Below are 16,602 nucleotides of genomic sequence, written 5' to 3'. Positions count from 1 at the left end.
TTTTTTATGTTTGCAGAGGAAAGCGCGCGTTTAACCCGCCGCCCCCCCGTCGAAGAAATTGACTTAGTACATCTGCTACACAAACTACTCAGCGGCTGGAAGCTGATTACCGCCGTCACCTTAACCGCTTCGCTGGCGGGGCTGTTAATCGCGCAATCTTCACCGCCTCGCTTTAGTACAGACGTGCTTATTCAGGTTGAAAAAAAACAGGCAGGGCTTTTGCCAGGCGGGCTGACCCGCCTGATGCCGGAACAAGCGTCAGGCACTGAGCCTGAGGTGGAGATCCTTCAGTCGCGGATGCTGTTGGGGAAAACCGTACGTGACGTCGGGCTACAAACTGTTATCACCCCGGTTTACTTTCCCATTTTAGGTAATCGATGGGCGCAGTTCACCGGAACTGTTCCTCCTTTGCCGGACATCGGGGCTTTTTCTATTGCCGACGGTAAAACCGCCACGCTGCTTGTGGGAGACGCGCATCACTACACCCTTGAACTGGACGGCGACCGGCTGGCAGGCAAAGTGGGGCAGACGCTGCGTGGGAAAGGGGTAAGCCTCACGGTTAACGCCCTGAATGCTGCCCCCGGAAGCCGGTTCGCGCTAAGCGGAGTCACGGAGCAGCAGGCCATCCAGACGTTGAAAAAGGCACTCAGCGTGACGACCAGGGGGAGCGAAAGCGGGATGCTGCAGCTCAGCCTCAGCGGCACCCATCCGCATCAGCTGGCGCGTACTCTTAATCTGCTGGCGGATAATTATCTGCAGCAAAATGTTGCCCGGCAGACGGATAAAGAGGCGAAAAGTCTCGAGTTCCTCAATCAACTGCTGGCGGAAGTGCGCGCCACGCTTAACGACGCGGAGGGCAGGCTCAACCGGGCCCGGCAGAGTAATGATTCGGTCGATCTTAATCTGGAAACCAAAGCCGTACTGGAGCAGCTGGCCGCCGTAGATAGCCAGCTGAATACGCTCACGTTTGAAGAGGCAGAGATAGCCCAGCTTTATAAAAAGGAGCACCCGACATATCGCGCGCTTGCCGGGAAACGGCTTACGCTGGAAAAAGAGAAATTACGTCTGAATCAGCGCGTGGCCAATATGCCAGCGATTCAGCAGGAGATCTTCCGGCTGAGCAGAGAAGTCGACTCCGGCCAGGAAGTGTATATGCAGCTGTTAACCCGACAGCAGGAGCTGGGCATTACCCGGTCCGGCATCACCGGCAATGTGCGTATTATTGACACCGCCCTCGTGCCCGTTGAGCCAGTGTCCCCTAAAAAAGGCTTTATTATTGCCCTCTCAACCCTGCTGGGGTTGCTGGCCGCCTGTGGGTTTATTCTTGGCCGTGGTTTACTCATTCAGCGTATTGAGACGCCCGGGCAGCTGGAAGCGCAGGGGCTGAACGTCTATACCACTCTGCCTCACTCCGCCTGGCAGGCGTTGCATTCGCGTAAAGCGCGCGGCGGCCTGTGGCCCGATAAAAAGATAAGTCCGGCCAGCGTTCCGGCATTGCTTTGCCTGGCTAACCCCACCGATCTCTGCGTCGAGGCCATCCGGGGGCTAAGAACCAGCCTCTGGTTTGACACTATGGAGACAGGCCGCAACGTGGTGATCATTTGTGGCGCAACCGAAAACAGCGGCAAAACCTTTGTCAGTACATCGCTGGCTACGCTGGTGGCGCAGGCCGGGCAGAAGGTGCTTTATATTGACGCGGATATGCGCCGGGGCGATGCCCATAGAATGTTTGGTCTGGATCGCGGGGAAGGTCTGTCGGCCTTGCTGAACGGGGATGTATCCAGTCAGCAAGCGGTAAGCCGCTTCCACGCTGGAGGATTCGACGTTATTACGCGGGGGAGATCCAGGCAGGATCCCATCCCATTGCTGGTGGGGGAAAGTTTCCCGGCTTTACTGGCCTGGGCGAAAGAGACTTATGACATGGTTATTGTCGATACCCCGCCCGTGCTGGCCGTCAGCGACGCGGCGATAATCAGTAAATCCGTTCCGAGCCTGACGCTGCTGGTGACAAGAGCAAGGCTTAACAGCCTGAAGGAAACCACCCAGAGTATTACCCGGCTGGAGCGAGAAGGCGTTCAGGTGAAAGGGATAGTGCTCAACGGCGCGGTCTCAAATGCGATGACGGAGTATTGCTCCGGTTACCGAAGCGCGGGATATCGTTACCAGTCTGAGGATGAAAGCGCCGAAACAAATCGGGCATAAGATAACCCGGCGGGGGAGCCGGTTCTCACCGCCTTTTCATCGTTGGCTGCGCCGCGATAAAATCGTCTATCGCCTGGTTCAGCGTCAGTACCTCCCCGAGCACGGCATCCAGCGTTTGTGCCTCAATGGCATAGCCCCCAGGTTGCCCACAGCGCGTTTCCAGGTTAGCGCACAGGGTCGCAACCTTTATTGCCCCAATGATCCGCGCTGAACCCGCCATCCGGTGCAAGCTGCGGGTCATCCCCGGCAGGTCATCTTCATCGAAACAGAGCCCCGCCACCTGAATATCACGCAGATTTTCGTCACGCGTGGTACACAGCAATCGGGTTAACATCTCGTCATCATCATGCACAAGTTCGCGCAGGGCGCGTATATCCAGCAGCGTACTCAGGGTATCCGGCTGCCACTGAGCTGCGCCCGAAAGGCGAGGGATCCCGGCAAGTAACGCTTCCAGCTGAGGCAGACGCAACGGTTTAAACAGGCATTTGTCCATGCCGGCCGCCAGGCAGCGGACGCGTTCCTCCGGCTGAGCGTTGGCCGTTAGCCCCATGATAGTCAGGCCGCCAGGCTGCTGATTACGCAGCCGCCGCGTCAGTTCAAACCCGTCCATCACCGGCATATTACAGTCGGTGATCACCAGCTGAATATTGTGCTGGTGCCAGAGCGTGAGGGCCTGTTCGCCGTTTTCAGCTTCAATCACGGTGTGCCCCAGCCGCGTTAACTGGCGTTTCAGCAGCAGGCGGTTCGCCGGGTGATCGTCTACCGTCAGAATGGTCAACGGCAGAGAACTGTTTCCCGGCAGCGGCGCGTTTTGCCCTGGCAGGATTTTCGTCTCTCGGGTCAGAACCGGAATACGCACGCAGATACGGGTGCCGCGTTTAGGCCTGCTGCGCAGCTGTATCGTGCCGTTCATCATCGCTACCAGCTGCTCGCAAATAGCCAGCCCGAGGCCGGTACCGCTCTGTTTTTTTCCCGCCTCTGACTGTTCGTAGGGGTTGAAGATCAGCCGCTGTTCCGCCTCGCTAATACCAATCCCGGTATCGGTCACCACCATTTCGAGTATCGCCTGCTCGTGCCGGTCGGGTAAACAATGCACCTGTACCTCAACGGAGCCGTGGCTGGTGAATTTAATGGCATTGCCGATCAGATTGGAGAGAATTTGCCGCAGACGCATCGGATCCAGCAGCAGTTCGTCCGGGTGCAGGATATCAACCTGATGATGCAGGCGGAGTCCTTTTTGCCGCGACAGTCCCTCAAAAACCCGAACAACCGGCGCGGTGAGCGTATCAAACCGCACCCACTCCGGGGACAGTTCCAGCTTACCGGACTCAATTTTAGCCATATCCAGAATGTCGCCAATCAACCCCATCAGCGACAGCGAGGATTCATAAGCCACCCGCACCGACTCGTGATCTTCTTGCCGGTGATGCTGGGTCACCGCCAGCTCCAGCAGGCCAATAATAGCGCTGATTGGGGTTCGAATTTCGTGGCTCATGGTGGCGAGGAAGGTACTTTTCGTTCGATTTGCCTGTTCGGCATGCTCGCGGGCCAGGGAGAGGTCGGCCAGCAGCCGCTGGTGGTCGGTAATATCCTGCCAGCTGCAAATTAGCCCGGTTATGCTGCCGCGCGTGTCGCAAAAAGCCTCAAACTGATAGATCACGTCGCGATCTTCTACACCGTTATTGATCTTCCCGCGCTGAGGAACCAGACAGTATCCGCCGTCGCCTGATTGCGCCGCCTGTGTCTGATAAATGGCGTGCAGAGGATGGCCGGCGGAGGAGGGCTGCAGCGCGTGGATAGCGTCCGTGCTATGACGGAAGAACTGTTCCCAGGCGGGGTTGTGGTTGATCAGCTTCCCGGCCGTATTAATCACGCAGACGGGCACCGGCGTACCGTTAAATAAGGTTTCAAGAAACGTGGCCTGTTGCTGGAGGCTCACCTGAGCCTCTTTTCGCAGGCGCACCGCCCGGTGCAGGTGGTAATTCCAGAATGCCGACGTAAGCCCCAGAAGGGCTAATATCCCGGCCAGCCAGTAAAACTCACGCCGGTAGGTGAGCCAGGTTTCAAGCTTGATATCCGGCGTCCCCTGCCATTTGGTGGCCAGCTGCGAGATATCCCGGGGAGGGATCGCCGCCAGCGCCTTATTTAAAATACTCAGTAATTCTGGGTTATCCCGCGCTACGCCAAAGGCAATGCGGGCCGGCTCTTCCCCCAGTCGGGTGGCTATTGTGAGCCGGCCCCGGAAATAGCGGTCAATCATATAGCGGGCGGCAATCAAATTATTCACCGCGCCATCCACGCGCCCTTCATCAACCATTTGCAGGGCAATGCTGGTATTTTCAACGACGATCAGTTTGATTTTTGGGTAATTTTTACTTAGCCAGGTGGTCAGGGCGTGGTCAGGCGTAATGGCCAGGGTCCGGGTGGCCGCCAGCGTCATTGGGGTCGTCAACGTGTTCTGGCTGACCATCACATAAGGCGGGCGGGCGTAGGGCCGGGTGAAAAGCACTTTTTCTTCCCGCCCGGGGCTGAAGGGCAGGGAGCCGATAAAATCGGCTTCATGATGCTGAACCATAGCCACCATTCCGCTCAGCGTGGCGGCTTCAACCATTGTGAAGTTGATGCCAGTGCGCAAATGGATCAAACGCAAAAGGTCGGCCGCCATGCCGTTAAACCGGTTCCGGCTGTCGCTGAGGGTGAAGGGGGCTTCCATGGAATTGACCACCACGCGCAGCGCTTTATGCTGCTCAAGCCAGCGTCGCTCTTTGTCCGTGAGCTGAAGCTGGGCGGCAGGTTTCCATACCCCAAGCCCCTGGCTCCAGTGGGCAAAGATTAGCTCGTGCTGCCGCGGTGTCATTGCGTCCAGGGCGGTGTTAATACTCCGCTGGAGGGGGGCATTGTCCGCTGAAAAAATAAAGCGTGGGCCGGTGTTTTGATCTTTAAAGACATGGACGACCGACAGCGTAGAGGCATAGTTGCGTTCAATGAGGTAGCTGGCGGATATCAGATTGCCAATAAAGTAATCATTCTCGCCAAACGCGACTGAGGCCAGCGCGCTTTGGGCCGAGGGAAAACGCATGATGCGGATTCCCGGATAGCTGGCTTCAACCCAGCTGTCGCTCAGATAGCCATCGGCCATGGCTATTTTGCTTCCGGCGGGCAGGGGATCAAGATCCGACATCGACGTTTCCCGGGATACCAGCACCGGATGATCGGCCACAAACTGGCGGCTTTGTAATAGAGCATGGTCCGGCTGGCGCTGACCGCCTCCGTCATCGATGAGCAAATCGCTTTCGCCGTTGGACAGGGCGTTTAGCGCGCGAACTCTGTCGGCGTAATAGACAATCTGGAAACGCAGGCCAAGAGACTGGAGGATCAGCGCGGTATAATCGCTGGAAAGGCCTTCCAGCGTGTCGTTATCCACCACAAGGTCAAAAGGCGGGTTCTCTGGCCCATAGACACCTACCTTTAACTCTCTTTTTTCCCCGAGCCAGCGCCAGTCGCTGTCTGCGAGAGAGAAGGTTAACGCCGTCCAGGGTTCCCTGCTGTGCAGGCGCATGGGGGAGGCCGTCTCGGCCCGGAGCCCGGCAAAGTTAAGGCCGAGAAACAGTGCAAATAAAAGAAGTAGACGGGGCATGAGGGTATTAGTCGATATTATTCCGCTGGGTAAATTCGTAGAGTTCAATCATGTTTTCTAATTCCAGCTTTTCTAATACCCGGCTCTTATAGGTGCTGACTGTTTTATCGCTGATATTCATCACCTTCGAAATATCAACCACCTTCATACCGCGGGCCAGTAAAGTTAATACCTGCAGCTCCCGGGTAGAGAGGCTGGACATTTTTTGCTGATCGCTAAGTTCCCCGCTGGCCGAGCCCTGGCGTCCTTTAATGGCGCGCACCGCGTCCTGCAGCTCCGTCAGATTATTGCGTTTACTGATAAAACCGTCGGCACCGGCATTGACGCAGCGCTTCACATAATGTTCGAGGTCTTTGCCGCTTAATACCAGAATCCCGCCCGTGAAGCCGTTATTGCGAAGGCGTAAGACGAGATCTATCCCATTCAGGGAGGGCATATCGATATCCAGAATAATCAGCTCAGGCGAGTGTTTTCTGGTGAGCGCCAGCGCCTCCAGACCGTCGTCCGTCTCAGCGCAAACTACCATGTTGTCTTTTTCAAGCAGCAGCCTGACCGCCATGCGAACAACCGGATGGTCATCAACAATAAGAACATCCTTCATAATTTAATCCTGTGAGTTTATTTGCGGCTGATAATGCGATCCAATCATTTAATTATTTTCAAAATAATAGAGTGATAAGTGCTTATTGGCAATGTTTAATTTAGTCAGGATCCCCCTACATGAATTATATCCTTTGACTACGGTAAAATCGCTGAGTCCTGCTATCGGAATGATTACTCGTGATTTATAATAAGCCGCAGGGGTGTTTTTTTTTAATTCGTGAGAGGCTGCAGTAGGCGTAAAATGTAATTTATTTTTTGAATGAAACATTATGTCGCGCCGTTGACTATTTCTAATTAACGGCGCTGAAAGCTATTTCATTGGTATAAAAATATGCCAGGTCTGCGCTACAGACAGATAACAAAAGATTGGGAGTTTAGTGGGCGCGAACCGTCCAACTCACCAGGCGAACAACAACCCGGCGTACCGCCAGGATACAGATAAAGGCTGCCGGCATGGCGACTTGATAGGCATTCATCAGATTCTCGAACATCCGGCAATCTAACGTTGAATTATTCCACAATATATATTGATACTATCAGGTTAATAGATCGGCAAGTTGATTAAAACTTGAAGCATTTATATCAAATTGCGTAGGTTCAGGCTTTGCATCAACATTTCCATTTGGGCCTGATTCCCGTATCGATAGCATCAATAACGGCTCTTTCGCATTCAGCGGCATCAGACATCTGAAACACACCAAAGCCAACCAGGGGCATTTCAATCCCGTTGTTCAGTTTTACCGTTTGCATGACGTAATCCTTCAGCTGTTGTGTTGGAAAAGCATAACGCAAACTGATTTATTCGATTAGATGGGATAATCAGCTAGGGTTTATTAGATATGTTCATTAAAGAGAACGTCCGCCTCAAGAAGCTACTCGCCGAAGCCATGCTGGATAAAGAGGCACTACAGGTGGCTTTGGGTCGAAAGTACTGACGACAGATCAGAAGCGGGAAGCATAACGTCCGGTAAGTAGAAGATGGGGGATAGGTAAGTGTATGATTAATCGTGGTCTGTGGCCGGTTATGAACTCAATGAGCAATGGATTGAATTTAACATAATATACATTATGCGCACCATTAAGACGTTAGAGAGAATCCAGCATTTTGGCACAGGAAAACCCGGCCATCAGGTCTCGGTCCACCAGAACGACTCTGGTGAAGCTGCCTCGCCGGATTAGCCCCAAACCTGTCATCATGACTGCGCGGCCTGGCCAACTCCGGTCAGCACCATAACAAGTTTTGTCACTGCCCGACGTTACCGTTAAAAACATGAATGCCAAAGTGTTCGCAGCCACAATAACTTCTGTCCTGTTATCCTTATTCAGTCGTGAGCAATTATGCAAAACGGATCGTCGTACTGTTTCCTCACCAGTTACACACGACAAATCGTCTGCAATGTTATAGGACGGATAAGCTCTGCGGTTATGCAATGCGCTTAAACTCTAACGGCTGGCGATTGTTGCCAGCCATAGCGCTGGCCGTGCGATCACCTGGACTGATATTGTAATCATCTAATTCACACAACCAAATCCAGTGAGTAAGATTAGAGCAAACCGTGGGAAACCACAGTAAGCGACAGAAATTCACTAAGGGAAATCATACCCACCTGGAAATCCTTCTTGTCATCGATCTTGATGTGTTGGGTATTTGTATTATGTTCTATAGCTGCGCTAAGCGGCTGCGTATCCCTTTTTTAAGTGCCAGAGAGACTATGAAATCGTTAATTACCCTGATGGTATATTCATCTATTTTTGCACTTACCGGATGCTTGTCCGTTGGCACCCACTTGTTTACTCGATAGCCATCGCGGCGCAGACGTGCTCTTTCTAATGGGATCTAATTATCATGATCCCATTAATGCTTATGCCCTACAACATTCAGGTTGCCCGATCCCGACATTACTCATATGGCACATCAGCGGGAAGATATGGGCGGTAAAATGGCACACTCTTTATCCAGTAGCGCTTCCACCGAAGCCCGATTATTGCGATCCCAGCCTCGCTTCGTGGTGAGCAAAATAAACCCTCTTTGATCGCCGTAAGCGGTTGGAATGACGGCCACGCCCCACTCTGCCAGCTGTTCCGGCGATAAATGAAAATAGCTGGCGACGCTGTGAACAGGGTCAATTCCCATCACCGTCGGCTGCATCACCCGTCTCGCATACCAGGTGTAGCGCAGGAGTTTATCGGGCAAGGGGCGCCATTCTTCCGTGATAAAGGGACGTTCTGCCAGCATCTGACGCCTGACGTCTTCCCGCAGACAGGTCAGATGAATATGAAGCTGGTTTTGGCTGCGGCCATAAGCCGAGTTAAGCGCCAGGCCAAGTTTATCGTCGGGGATTGGGCCGCCATACTGCCAGTCTAAAAGACGACGCATAAGCCAGGCATAGCCGAAATAGTCCGTGCGCCCCGCTGCTGCCAGCGCCGGGCTTTCAATGCCGGTCATCTTTGCTGTGGGGACAAGAATAAAATGGTAGAGGTAGCGCGGGTTCTGGATAACGCTAAAACCCTGGGCCTTCCCTTCAGGCATATAGATCTGCTGGCACGGCGCCGGGTTGCTAGTATGCTGATAGTTAGTCATGCAAACCTTATCAACCACGCCCCACAACGCGTCCGAACGCGCGCAGCCCACCAGCATAAAGATCCCTGTCAGGATTGCCCCCCGGAGGAAACCGACCTTAACCTTCGCGGCTATTCCATTCATTTGCATCATCTCTGCCCCGCTATCCACGGCCACGACTCGCCGCCGGCGGGGAATCATAACGTTTTATTGCAATGAAAACAGCTCAATATGAAAATAAACAGCTATTATATTTTTTATATTATGTATTAAATAATGCCTGCATATATTTATTAGCCAGATCGCCAGTGAAAATATTAAAAAATTTTAATGCTGAGTGTTTTTTATTTTTAGTTAACTACTTCGTCAATTTAAGGGAGGAAGATATTAAATTGCATAATGGCAATATAACTTGCAGGAAAGGCATCAGGCAGCCATAGATTAACAGGATCAAATGGATTCCAGAAACCAATATAAAATATATGGGGCGACATCCGAAAAGCCAAACGAGTAGGAAATATTTCACTGTTGAGGTATCACTATGTCGGAACAACAAACGCTGCTGCCTGGCGGCTGGACGGCTTATCATCCGCTGACTGCTCAGGACCGAAAAGTGTTCGAAGAGGCGCTCAACGGGCATCTGGGCGTGGATTACGAGCCACAAAAGGTAAAAACCCAGGTCGTGGCCGGAACAAACTACCGCTTCCTTTGTGAGGCTTCGGTCCCGCCGTCTACGGCCGTCTGGGAAGCGATAGTGGAAATTTATGCGCCATTACCGGGACAGGGCGCCCCGCATATTACTCAAATTATCAGAATTTAGTTTCTCGCTTTTTCTACACTCAGCCAGACAACATCAACCTGTTTACTGGCAGGTTGATGTTGAATAATTTCACGCTAGTTTCACCGGTGGAAAGCGCTGGAAATAATCCACCAGAAAATCAATGCAGACCTTTAACTTCGCAGAGCCGCTGGTGCGGTTGGAATAAACCGCCCAAATATTGGCGGGCTGGTGCCAGTCGGGCAAAATCTGCACCAGCTCACCGCGAGCAATATAGCGCTGCACTTCCCATTGGGAACGCAAAATAATGCCGTGACCCTTCAGCGCCCAGCTTAATACCACGCTGCCGTTGTTGGAGGAAAGCTGGCTACTGACGTGAGCCTGCACGCTTTCCTCGCCGTTGGTTAACGGCCACACACCGAACTGCGCGCTACGCTCCTGAATGACAAGGCATTTATGGGCTTTAAGATCGGCTATGTTTTCTGGCATCCCGTGTTTTACCAGGTAATCCGGGGCGGCGCAGAGTATGCGGTTGTTGGTGGAGAGCTGCCGGGTGATATACAGGTCTTTGATATCGTCACCCACGCGAATTTCTATATCGACGCCCTCTTCTATCAAATCAACGACTCTGTCCGTCAGCGTTAGCTTGATATTTAGCGCCGGATAGCGCTCCGCCAGCGCCGAAAGCGCATCCGGCATATACGTTGAGCCAAAACCAAACGAGCAGCTCATCTGAATATTGCCTTCCAGCGTGTCCCGCCAGGCGGCAAGCCCTGAGACAAAATCGCCCATGCTCTCCAGCACCGAAAGCGCACCGCTCAGCGCCTTATGGCCATCGGCCGTTAAATGAATCGCGCGGGCACTGCGGTGGAACAGCCGCATCCCCAGGCTTTTCTCCAGCAGCGCGATGCGTTTGCTGACATAAGACGGAGACAGCCCCAGCTCCGCCGCCGCGTTGGCAAAGCTTTCTTTGCGCACCACGGTGACAAAGACATTCAAATCTTCAACAAGCGGCCAGGCGGCGCGTGGGGTTTCGTTGGGGCTCATCGGTATGCCATCTTCTGCGTCAGGTTAAGAAAGGCATAATAGCGCTCAGCAGCACATCAGGACACTCCTCTTGCGGACTGTGTCCGCAGGGCATGGCCCGCCCACGAACGTCCAGCGCTTTGTCCTGCCAGGTCGCGGGGACATCATACAGCTGGCCCACGGTGCCTTTCTCCCCCCATAACACCAGCAAAGGACTGGTAATGCGCAGATGCTTGTCGGCTTCGTCATCCTCAAGGTCGATAGTGGCCGAGGCGCGATAATCTTCGCAGATGGCCCGCAGCGTATCGGGATTCTGGTAACAGCGCAGGTACTCGGCAAACGCTGCAGGTTCCGTTGCGCCAGGAGTTTTAAGCTGGCCATCAATATGTTTACGCAGGAAAAACGCCGGATCTGCGGCGATCATTTTTTCCGGCACAGGCGAAGGCTGGATCAGGAAAAACCACCAGAAATAGCGGGTAGCAAAAGTTTTGTCCGTCAGCGCATACATGGTTGCCGTCGGGGCGATATCAATAAAAATGCTGCGCTTAACCTGTGTCGGGTAATCCAGTGCCAGGCGATGCCCGACACGCGCCCCGCGATCGTGCCCCATAAAAGCAAAACCGTCCTGGAAACCGAGCCGCGCCACCAGCAGGACAATATCTTTCGCCATCTCTCGTTTGGAATAGCGGCGGTGAACTTCGTCGCTGGCGGGCTTAGCGCTGTCGCCATAGCCGCGGATGTCCGGCATGATGACGGTGAAATGCTGTGCCAGAACCGGCGCGATTTTACGCCAGGTCACGTGGTTTTGCGGGTGGCCATGCAGTAAAACTAACGGTTCACCCTGTCCTCCCACGGCGGCGTGCAGGGTAATCCCGTTTTCCAGCGCCACGTCCATGAGCTGGAAACCCGGGATAAAGGGCGATTCGCCCCTGTCGCAAATAAAGTCAGCGTTCTCTTTCATCATTGAAAATTAATCCTGAGTCAGTAGCCACGGATGCGCAGCAAAATGGCGCTGTTCAAACTCGCGAATCTCCTGCTGAAACTGCAGCGTGTAGCTGATGGCATCGTGGCCCTCCAGCAGCATATGCTTTTTCAGCTCATCGACCGTAAAGGCAATATCTTTGCCCTCCACGCCAATCTGCTGCCGGGCGAGATCGACAGTAATGCGGTTAGCTTCAGGATTGTATGCCGCCTGCGCCAGCCGCTCGATATCCTCCGCTGGCAGCGTCAGGGTCAGCACGCCGTTACGCTGGCAGTTGTCGTTGAATATCCCGGCGAAGCTGGTACCGATCAGCGCCCGTATGCCAAGTTGACGTAACCCCCAAACCGCATGTTCACGGCTGGAGCCGCAGCCAAAGTTAGGGCCAACGATAAGAAACTGCGCGTCCCGCCATGCGGGCTTGTTGAGGATAAACTCAGGATTCGGTGAGCCGTCGGTCAGAAAACGCTGGTCGAAGAACACGCCTCGGTCCAGATTGTTACGATCGATACCTTTTAAAAACTGCTTCGGCATGATCACATCGGTATCAATGTTGGCTGCCATCATCGGCGCAGCCACGCCGGTGACGCGGTTAAAGGGTTCCATTTACGCCTCCCCCTGCTGTAAATAAGGACGGACATCGGTGAGGTGGCCAGCTACTGCCGCCGCCGCGACCATGGCTGGACTCATTAAATGCGTTCTGGCCCCGGCCCCCTGGCGGCCAGAGAAATTACGGTTGGTGCTGGAGGCGCAGCGGTCACCCGGCTGCAGCACATCTTCGTTCATCGCCAGGCACATGGAGCAGCCTGACTGCCGCCATTCAAACCCGGCGTCGATAAAGATTTGAGCTAAACCTTCTTGCTCGGCACGGGCGCGAACCTGCGTTGAGCCCGGCACAATAATTCCCCTCACGCCCGGCGCAATTTTTCTGTCTCGCAGCACCTCGGCAACCGCCCTGAGATCTTCAATTCGTCCGTTGGTGCAGGAGCCAATAAACGCATGGGTAATCGGAATCTGGCTCAGCGGCGTGCCTGGCGTGAGTCCCATGTATCTCAGCGCATTTTCAATGTCACGACGTTTGGCCGCATTAGACTCACTGGCAGGATCGGGTACATATTCAGTGATGCCGCCGCCCTGGTCCGGGCTGGTACCCCACGTGACACGAGGCGTTAAGTTGGCGCAGTCGAGCACAACTTCTTTATCAAACACCGCGTCAGCATCGCTGTAGAGCGTTCGCCAGTATTTCAGCGCCTGTTCCCACATCTCGCCTTTGGGTACACGCGGTGCCGGTTTGATGTAGGCATAAACTTTTTCATCAGGTGCCATAAAAGCCCCCCTTGCTCCGGCTTCGACCGCCATATTACAGATGGTCATCCGCCCTTCCACGCTAAGCGCATCAATGGCGCTGCCGCAGAACTCGATAGCAAAGCCGGTCGCGCCGTCGGCACCAATTTCAGCGATCAGCAGCATGACAATATCTTTTGCCGTCGCGGCAAACGGCAGCTCACCGTTGACCGTCACGCGCAGCGTTTTTAGCTTTTTATAAGCTAACGTCTGCGTCGCCAGCATATGCTCAATTTCAGAGGTACCGATGCCGAATCCAAACGCGCCAAACGCGCCGTAAGTGGTGGTATGGCTATCCCCTGCGGCAATCACCATGCCCGGCAGCACGATCCCCTGTTCATGGGCGACGACGTGTTCAATGCCCTGGCGTGGATCCATTACGTCGAACAGCTCAAGGCCAAAATCACGGCTGTTGGACTCAAAGTAGCGAACCTGCAGCTCGCCGCCCGGATCGGTCATTTCTGGCGTACGCTCTGGCCGGGTCGGGTTAACGTGGTCCACGTTGAGCAGGATACTGTTTGGCTGCCAGACCTTGCGGTTGGCGTCACGCAGGCCGCTAAATGCCTGCGGGCTGGTGTATTCGTTGAGGATGGAACGGTCGATATACAGCAGGACATTGCCCTGGTCGTCCAGAGGGCGGATGACGTGGCTATCGATGATTTTATCGTACAGCGTTTTAGGCTTCATGACGGGTCACCTTGTTGCTCTCACAGCATAAAATAACGGCGTGCTGGCACGCAGATAAAAAATGAACAATTTCTACAGGGATAGTAGCAACCGGGTGATTAGGCTGTCAGTAAAGGCATGATGCACAAGCGTAATAGGATAAAACACGAAATGTGTTTTATTTATTGTGATGATAAATAAGGATTTTGATCGTAAGCAAGGTTAATCCGCATCTGCTTTACTTCACGGCGTTAGAGATTGACTTGATGTCGAATAGTATGAAAATGCTTGTTGTTCACCGACTGGCAAAATCTGGAGCACATCATCGCCACTTCAAGCCGCTTCTTCTCTGCCGCCAGGGTCAAAAAACCTGGCGCGATACTTGCCGCTGCGCTGCTTCTGGCGAGCTGCGCCTCTAAACCGCCGGTTTCTCTCGTCACGCCCTTGCCGGGCACTAAGCCGAATGTGACGACCCCTTCACAAGATCATGAGCCGATGCGTGGCGTCTGGCTGGCAACGGTTTCCCGTCTGGACTGGCCGCCGGTTTCATCCGTTAACGGCAGCAGCGCCGCCGTGCGCATCGGCCAGCAGCAGCAGGCGTTAAAAGACAAGCTGGATAAGCTGAAGTCATTGGGCATCAACACGGTATTTTTCCAGGTGAAACCCGACGCCACCGCCCTGTGGCCTTCGAAGATTTTGCCGTGGTCAGATATGCTGACGGGAACAATTGGCGAAGATCCTGGCTACGATCCGCTGCAGTTTATGCTCGATGAGGCGCATAAACGCGGCATGAAGGTACACGCCTGGTTTAACCCCTACCGGGTTTCTACCAACATCACGCCAGGCACAGTTGCCGCCCTGAACCGCACGCTTTCTCTGCAGCCCGCCAGCGTTTATGTGTTACATCGCGACTGGATAAAAACGTCCGGCGACCGCTTCGTGCTTGATCCCGGCATCCCGGAAGTGCGCGACTGGATAACCAGCATCGTCGCCGAAGTTGTTTCAAACTACGCCATCGATGGCGTGCAGTTTGATGATTACTTCTATACCGAATCACCGGGCTCTACGCTCAACGACAGCCAGACTTACAGAACCTACGGCCAGGGCTACGCGTCCAAAGCCGACTGGCGGCGGCACAATACTGAGCAACTTATCGAGCAAGTCTCACGCACCATCAAACAGCTTAAGCCCGGCGTTGAGTTTGGCGTGAGTCCGGCTGGCGTCTGGCGCAATATCTCCCACGATCCGGCCGGGTCTGAAACGCGCGGCGCAGCAGCCTATGACGAGTCCTATGCCGACACGCGTCTCTGGGTACAAAAAGGCCTGCTGGACTATATTGCCCCGCAGATTTATTGGCCTTTCTCCCGCAGTGCTGCCCGCTACGACGTGCTGGCAAACTGGTGGGCTAACGTAGTGAAGCCCACTCACACGCGTCTTTATATTGGGATTGCGCTGTATAAAGTCGGGGAACCTTCGAAGAATGAGCCAGACTGGACGGTGAGCGGCGGCGTGCCGGAGCTGAAAAAGCAGCTCGATTTGAACGACGCCGTGCCGCAAATTAACGGCACCATTTTGTTCCGGGAAAATTATCTTAACCAGCCCCAAACCCAGCAGGCGGTGAATTACATCAAGGAGCGTTGGGGGGAATGATAGGCTAAAAAAACCGGATCGCCCTTCCCTGGGCAGATCCGGGGGCTGTCTTACTGACCAGCCAGGTCGTCATACACATTGCGCAGCCGGGTGCGCAGATACAGAACGGCTTTGTGTTTGCGGGAGAGTAGCGCCTGCACGGTGTCGCCGCTCTCTGCCGCCAGTTCCTTCACGCTATAGTCTTGCAGCTCGGTTTTGATAAACACCTCACGCTGCGGCGCAGGCAGCTCCGACAGGGCCGTCTCCAGCTCCTCCCACAGCAGTTGCTTCAGGTACTCGTCCTCCGGCGTTTGCGGGATCCCGAACAGCGTTTCGGCCAGCTCATCCTCCGGGTAATCGTCCTCTTCATCTCCGCCAAACCAGCTCGCCAAAGGCAGCTCGCGTTTTTTCCTTGCCCGGTCGGTCATTTCATTTCGGGCGGCGCGGAACAGCCAGGCGGCGACGTTCTCCACCGGCTGTTCAACCTTCATAAGCTGGTAGCTGACTTCCTGCAGAATATCGTCGGCGTCTTCACGCCCGGCGGTTCTCCCGCGAATAAACGCTTTCAGTCGGGTGCGGCAGCCGGCCAGCGCTGCCATCAGCAGAGATTCCCCCACTATTCCGGCTTTCATCGTCGTCACTCAGCGTCCGGTTTTTTAGCGCTGTTTTCATCTGGCTGGACTGGCTGCACCGGCGGCTGAGGCTGAGGACGTGGATCCATTTTCTCATCCCAGCGGGAATGCCAGCCGCAACGGTCGCGGTGACCAAAGCCAAATTTCTCGCGGCGATGCTGCATAAACTCTTCGCGCTGCTCCGGCGTCATTTGCATCCAGCGTTCGTGCATGCGGCGACGGGCTTTGCCAAACATGCCCGGGCGGAAGCCCAGGCCGCCGAACAGAATGCGGCACAGCGCCAGCAGGCCTAAAGACTGCCAGAAGCCAATCTCTTTCACGCCCAGCAGGCCAGGCAGCACCGCATTCCACAGCGTCATCACGATCAGGCCGAGTGCGACAAACAATGCCACGCAGAGCAAAATCGGCTTACCCATGCGGTGGCCACAGAATCCACGGCGGCGGTGTTCATGTCGGTGCATATCAAAATCTCTCATTATGTTTACCTCAGTAAAGTCACGGCTAATCACTTGTGATGAGGTAGACGAATCAGCGCGAGAAATATTG

General features: G+C 54.3%; 12 protein-coding genes and 2 pseudogenes. 4 read left to right on the top strand and 10 right to left on the bottom strand.

Going from position 1 to position 16,602, the window contains the following annotated elements:
* The first annotated feature begins 6 nt into the window (after window positions 1-6).
* Window positions 7-2,202, top strand: coding sequence for a polysaccharide biosynthesis tyrosine autokinase (locus F3J26_RS06595; protein WP_166992508.1), 2,196 nt, complete (start codon window positions 7-9; stop codon window positions 2,200-2,202).
* Window positions 2,203-2,227: 25 nt separating this feature from the next.
* Here the strand turns inward: F3J26_RS06595 and F3J26_RS06590 are convergent, their stop codons facing one another.
* The 3 genes and pseudogenes from F3J26_RS06590 to F3J26_RS06575 form a co-directional block, all read right to left on the bottom strand.
* Window positions 2,228-5,761 carry an ATP-binding protein gene (locus F3J26_RS06590; protein WP_286180192.1) on the bottom strand — a complete coding sequence of 1,178 codons (3,534 nt, stop codon included), beginning with the start codon at window positions 5,759-5,761 and terminating at the stop codon, window positions 2,228-2,230.
* Window positions 5,762-5,846: 85 nt separating this feature from the next.
* Window positions 5,847-6,440, bottom strand: a complete 594-nt coding sequence (locus F3J26_RS06585; protein WP_166992502.1) for a response regulator — start codon at window positions 6,438-6,440, stop codon at window positions 5,847-5,849.
* Between the two features lie 629 nt (window positions 6,441-7,069).
* Window positions 7,070-7,192 (bottom strand): annotated as a pseudogene (locus F3J26_RS06575) (aldo/keto reductase); the annotation flags it as partial.
* A 98-nt stretch (window positions 7,193-7,290) separates the two neighbouring features.
* On the opposite strand from F3J26_RS06575, the pseudogene F3J26_RS22840 reads away from it, so the two are divergent.
* Window positions 7,291-7,400: pseudogene (locus F3J26_RS22840) on the top strand (IS3 family transposase); the annotation flags it as partial.
* 957 nt (window positions 7,401-8,357) lie between these two features.
* Here F3J26_RS22840 and F3J26_RS06570 read toward each other — a convergent pair.
* Window positions 8,358-9,080 carry a CDP-diacylglycerol pyrophosphatase gene (locus F3J26_RS06570; protein WP_166992979.1) on the bottom strand — a complete coding sequence of 241 codons (723 nt, stop codon included), beginning with the start codon at window positions 9,078-9,080 and terminating at the stop codon, window positions 8,358-8,360.
* A gap of 463 nt (window positions 9,081-9,543) precedes the next feature.
* Between F3J26_RS06570 and F3J26_RS06565 the strand changes: the two genes are divergently transcribed.
* On the top strand, window positions 9,544-9,822 hold the full coding sequence (locus F3J26_RS06565; RefSeq protein WP_008458969.1) for a cystatin family protein: 279 nt from the start codon (window positions 9,544-9,546) through the stop codon (window positions 9,820-9,822).
* A 69-nt stretch (window positions 9,823-9,891) separates the two neighbouring features.
* Here F3J26_RS06565 and F3J26_RS06560 read toward each other — a convergent pair whose 3' ends face one another.
* The 4 genes from F3J26_RS06560 to leuC are packed head-to-tail and all read right to left on the bottom strand — an operon-like array spanning window position 9,892 to window position 13,816.
* Window positions 9,892-10,827 (bottom strand): LysR substrate-binding domain-containing protein, encoded by a 936-nt coding sequence (locus F3J26_RS06560; protein ID WP_166992496.1) that lies wholly within the window; start codon window positions 10,825-10,827, stop codon window positions 9,892-9,894.
* Between the two features lie 19 nt (window positions 10,828-10,846).
* Window positions 10,847-11,770, bottom strand: coding sequence for an alpha/beta fold hydrolase (locus F3J26_RS06555; protein ID WP_166992493.1), 924 nt, complete (start codon window positions 11,768-11,770; stop codon window positions 10,847-10,849).
* 6 nt (window positions 11,771-11,776) lie between these two features.
* On the bottom strand, window positions 11,777-12,391 hold the full coding sequence (gene leuD / locus F3J26_RS06550; protein WP_166992490.1) for a 3-isopropylmalate dehydratase small subunit: 615 nt from the start codon (window positions 12,389-12,391) through the stop codon (window positions 11,777-11,779).
* Window positions 12,392-13,816, bottom strand: a complete 1,425-nt coding sequence (gene leuC, locus F3J26_RS06545) for a 3-isopropylmalate dehydratase large subunit (RefSeq protein WP_166992487.1) — start codon at window positions 13,814-13,816, stop codon at window positions 12,392-12,394.
* Between the two features lie 303 nt (window positions 13,817-14,119).
* On the opposite strand from leuC, the gene F3J26_RS06540 reads away from it, so the two are divergent.
* On the top strand, window positions 14,120-15,445 hold the full coding sequence (locus F3J26_RS06540; RefSeq protein ID WP_166992976.1) for a glycoside hydrolase family 10-like protein: 1,326 nt from the start codon (window positions 14,120-14,122) through the stop codon (window positions 15,443-15,445).
* A gap of 50 nt (window positions 15,446-15,495) precedes the next feature.
* On the opposite strand, the gene F3J26_RS06535 is transcribed toward F3J26_RS06540, so the two are convergent.
* Window positions 15,496-16,056 carry an RNA polymerase sigma factor gene (locus F3J26_RS06535; RefSeq protein WP_034809284.1) on the bottom strand — a complete coding sequence of 187 codons (561 nt, stop codon included), beginning with the start codon at window positions 16,054-16,056 and terminating at the stop codon, window positions 15,496-15,498.
* A 5-nt stretch (window positions 16,057-16,061) separates the two neighbouring features.
* Window positions 16,062-16,532, bottom strand: a complete 471-nt coding sequence (locus F3J26_RS06530) for a hypothetical protein (RefSeq protein WP_166992484.1) — start codon at window positions 16,530-16,532, stop codon at window positions 16,062-16,064.
* Window positions 16,533-16,602 lie beyond the last annotated feature (70 nt).

Source organism: Enterobacter sp. Ap-867 (assembly GCF_011752855.1).
In the GTDB taxonomy this organism is placed as follows: Bacteria; Pseudomonadota; Gammaproteobacteria; order Enterobacterales; family Enterobacteriaceae; genus Cedecea.
This window is presented reverse-complemented; position numbering and strand designations above follow the sequence as displayed.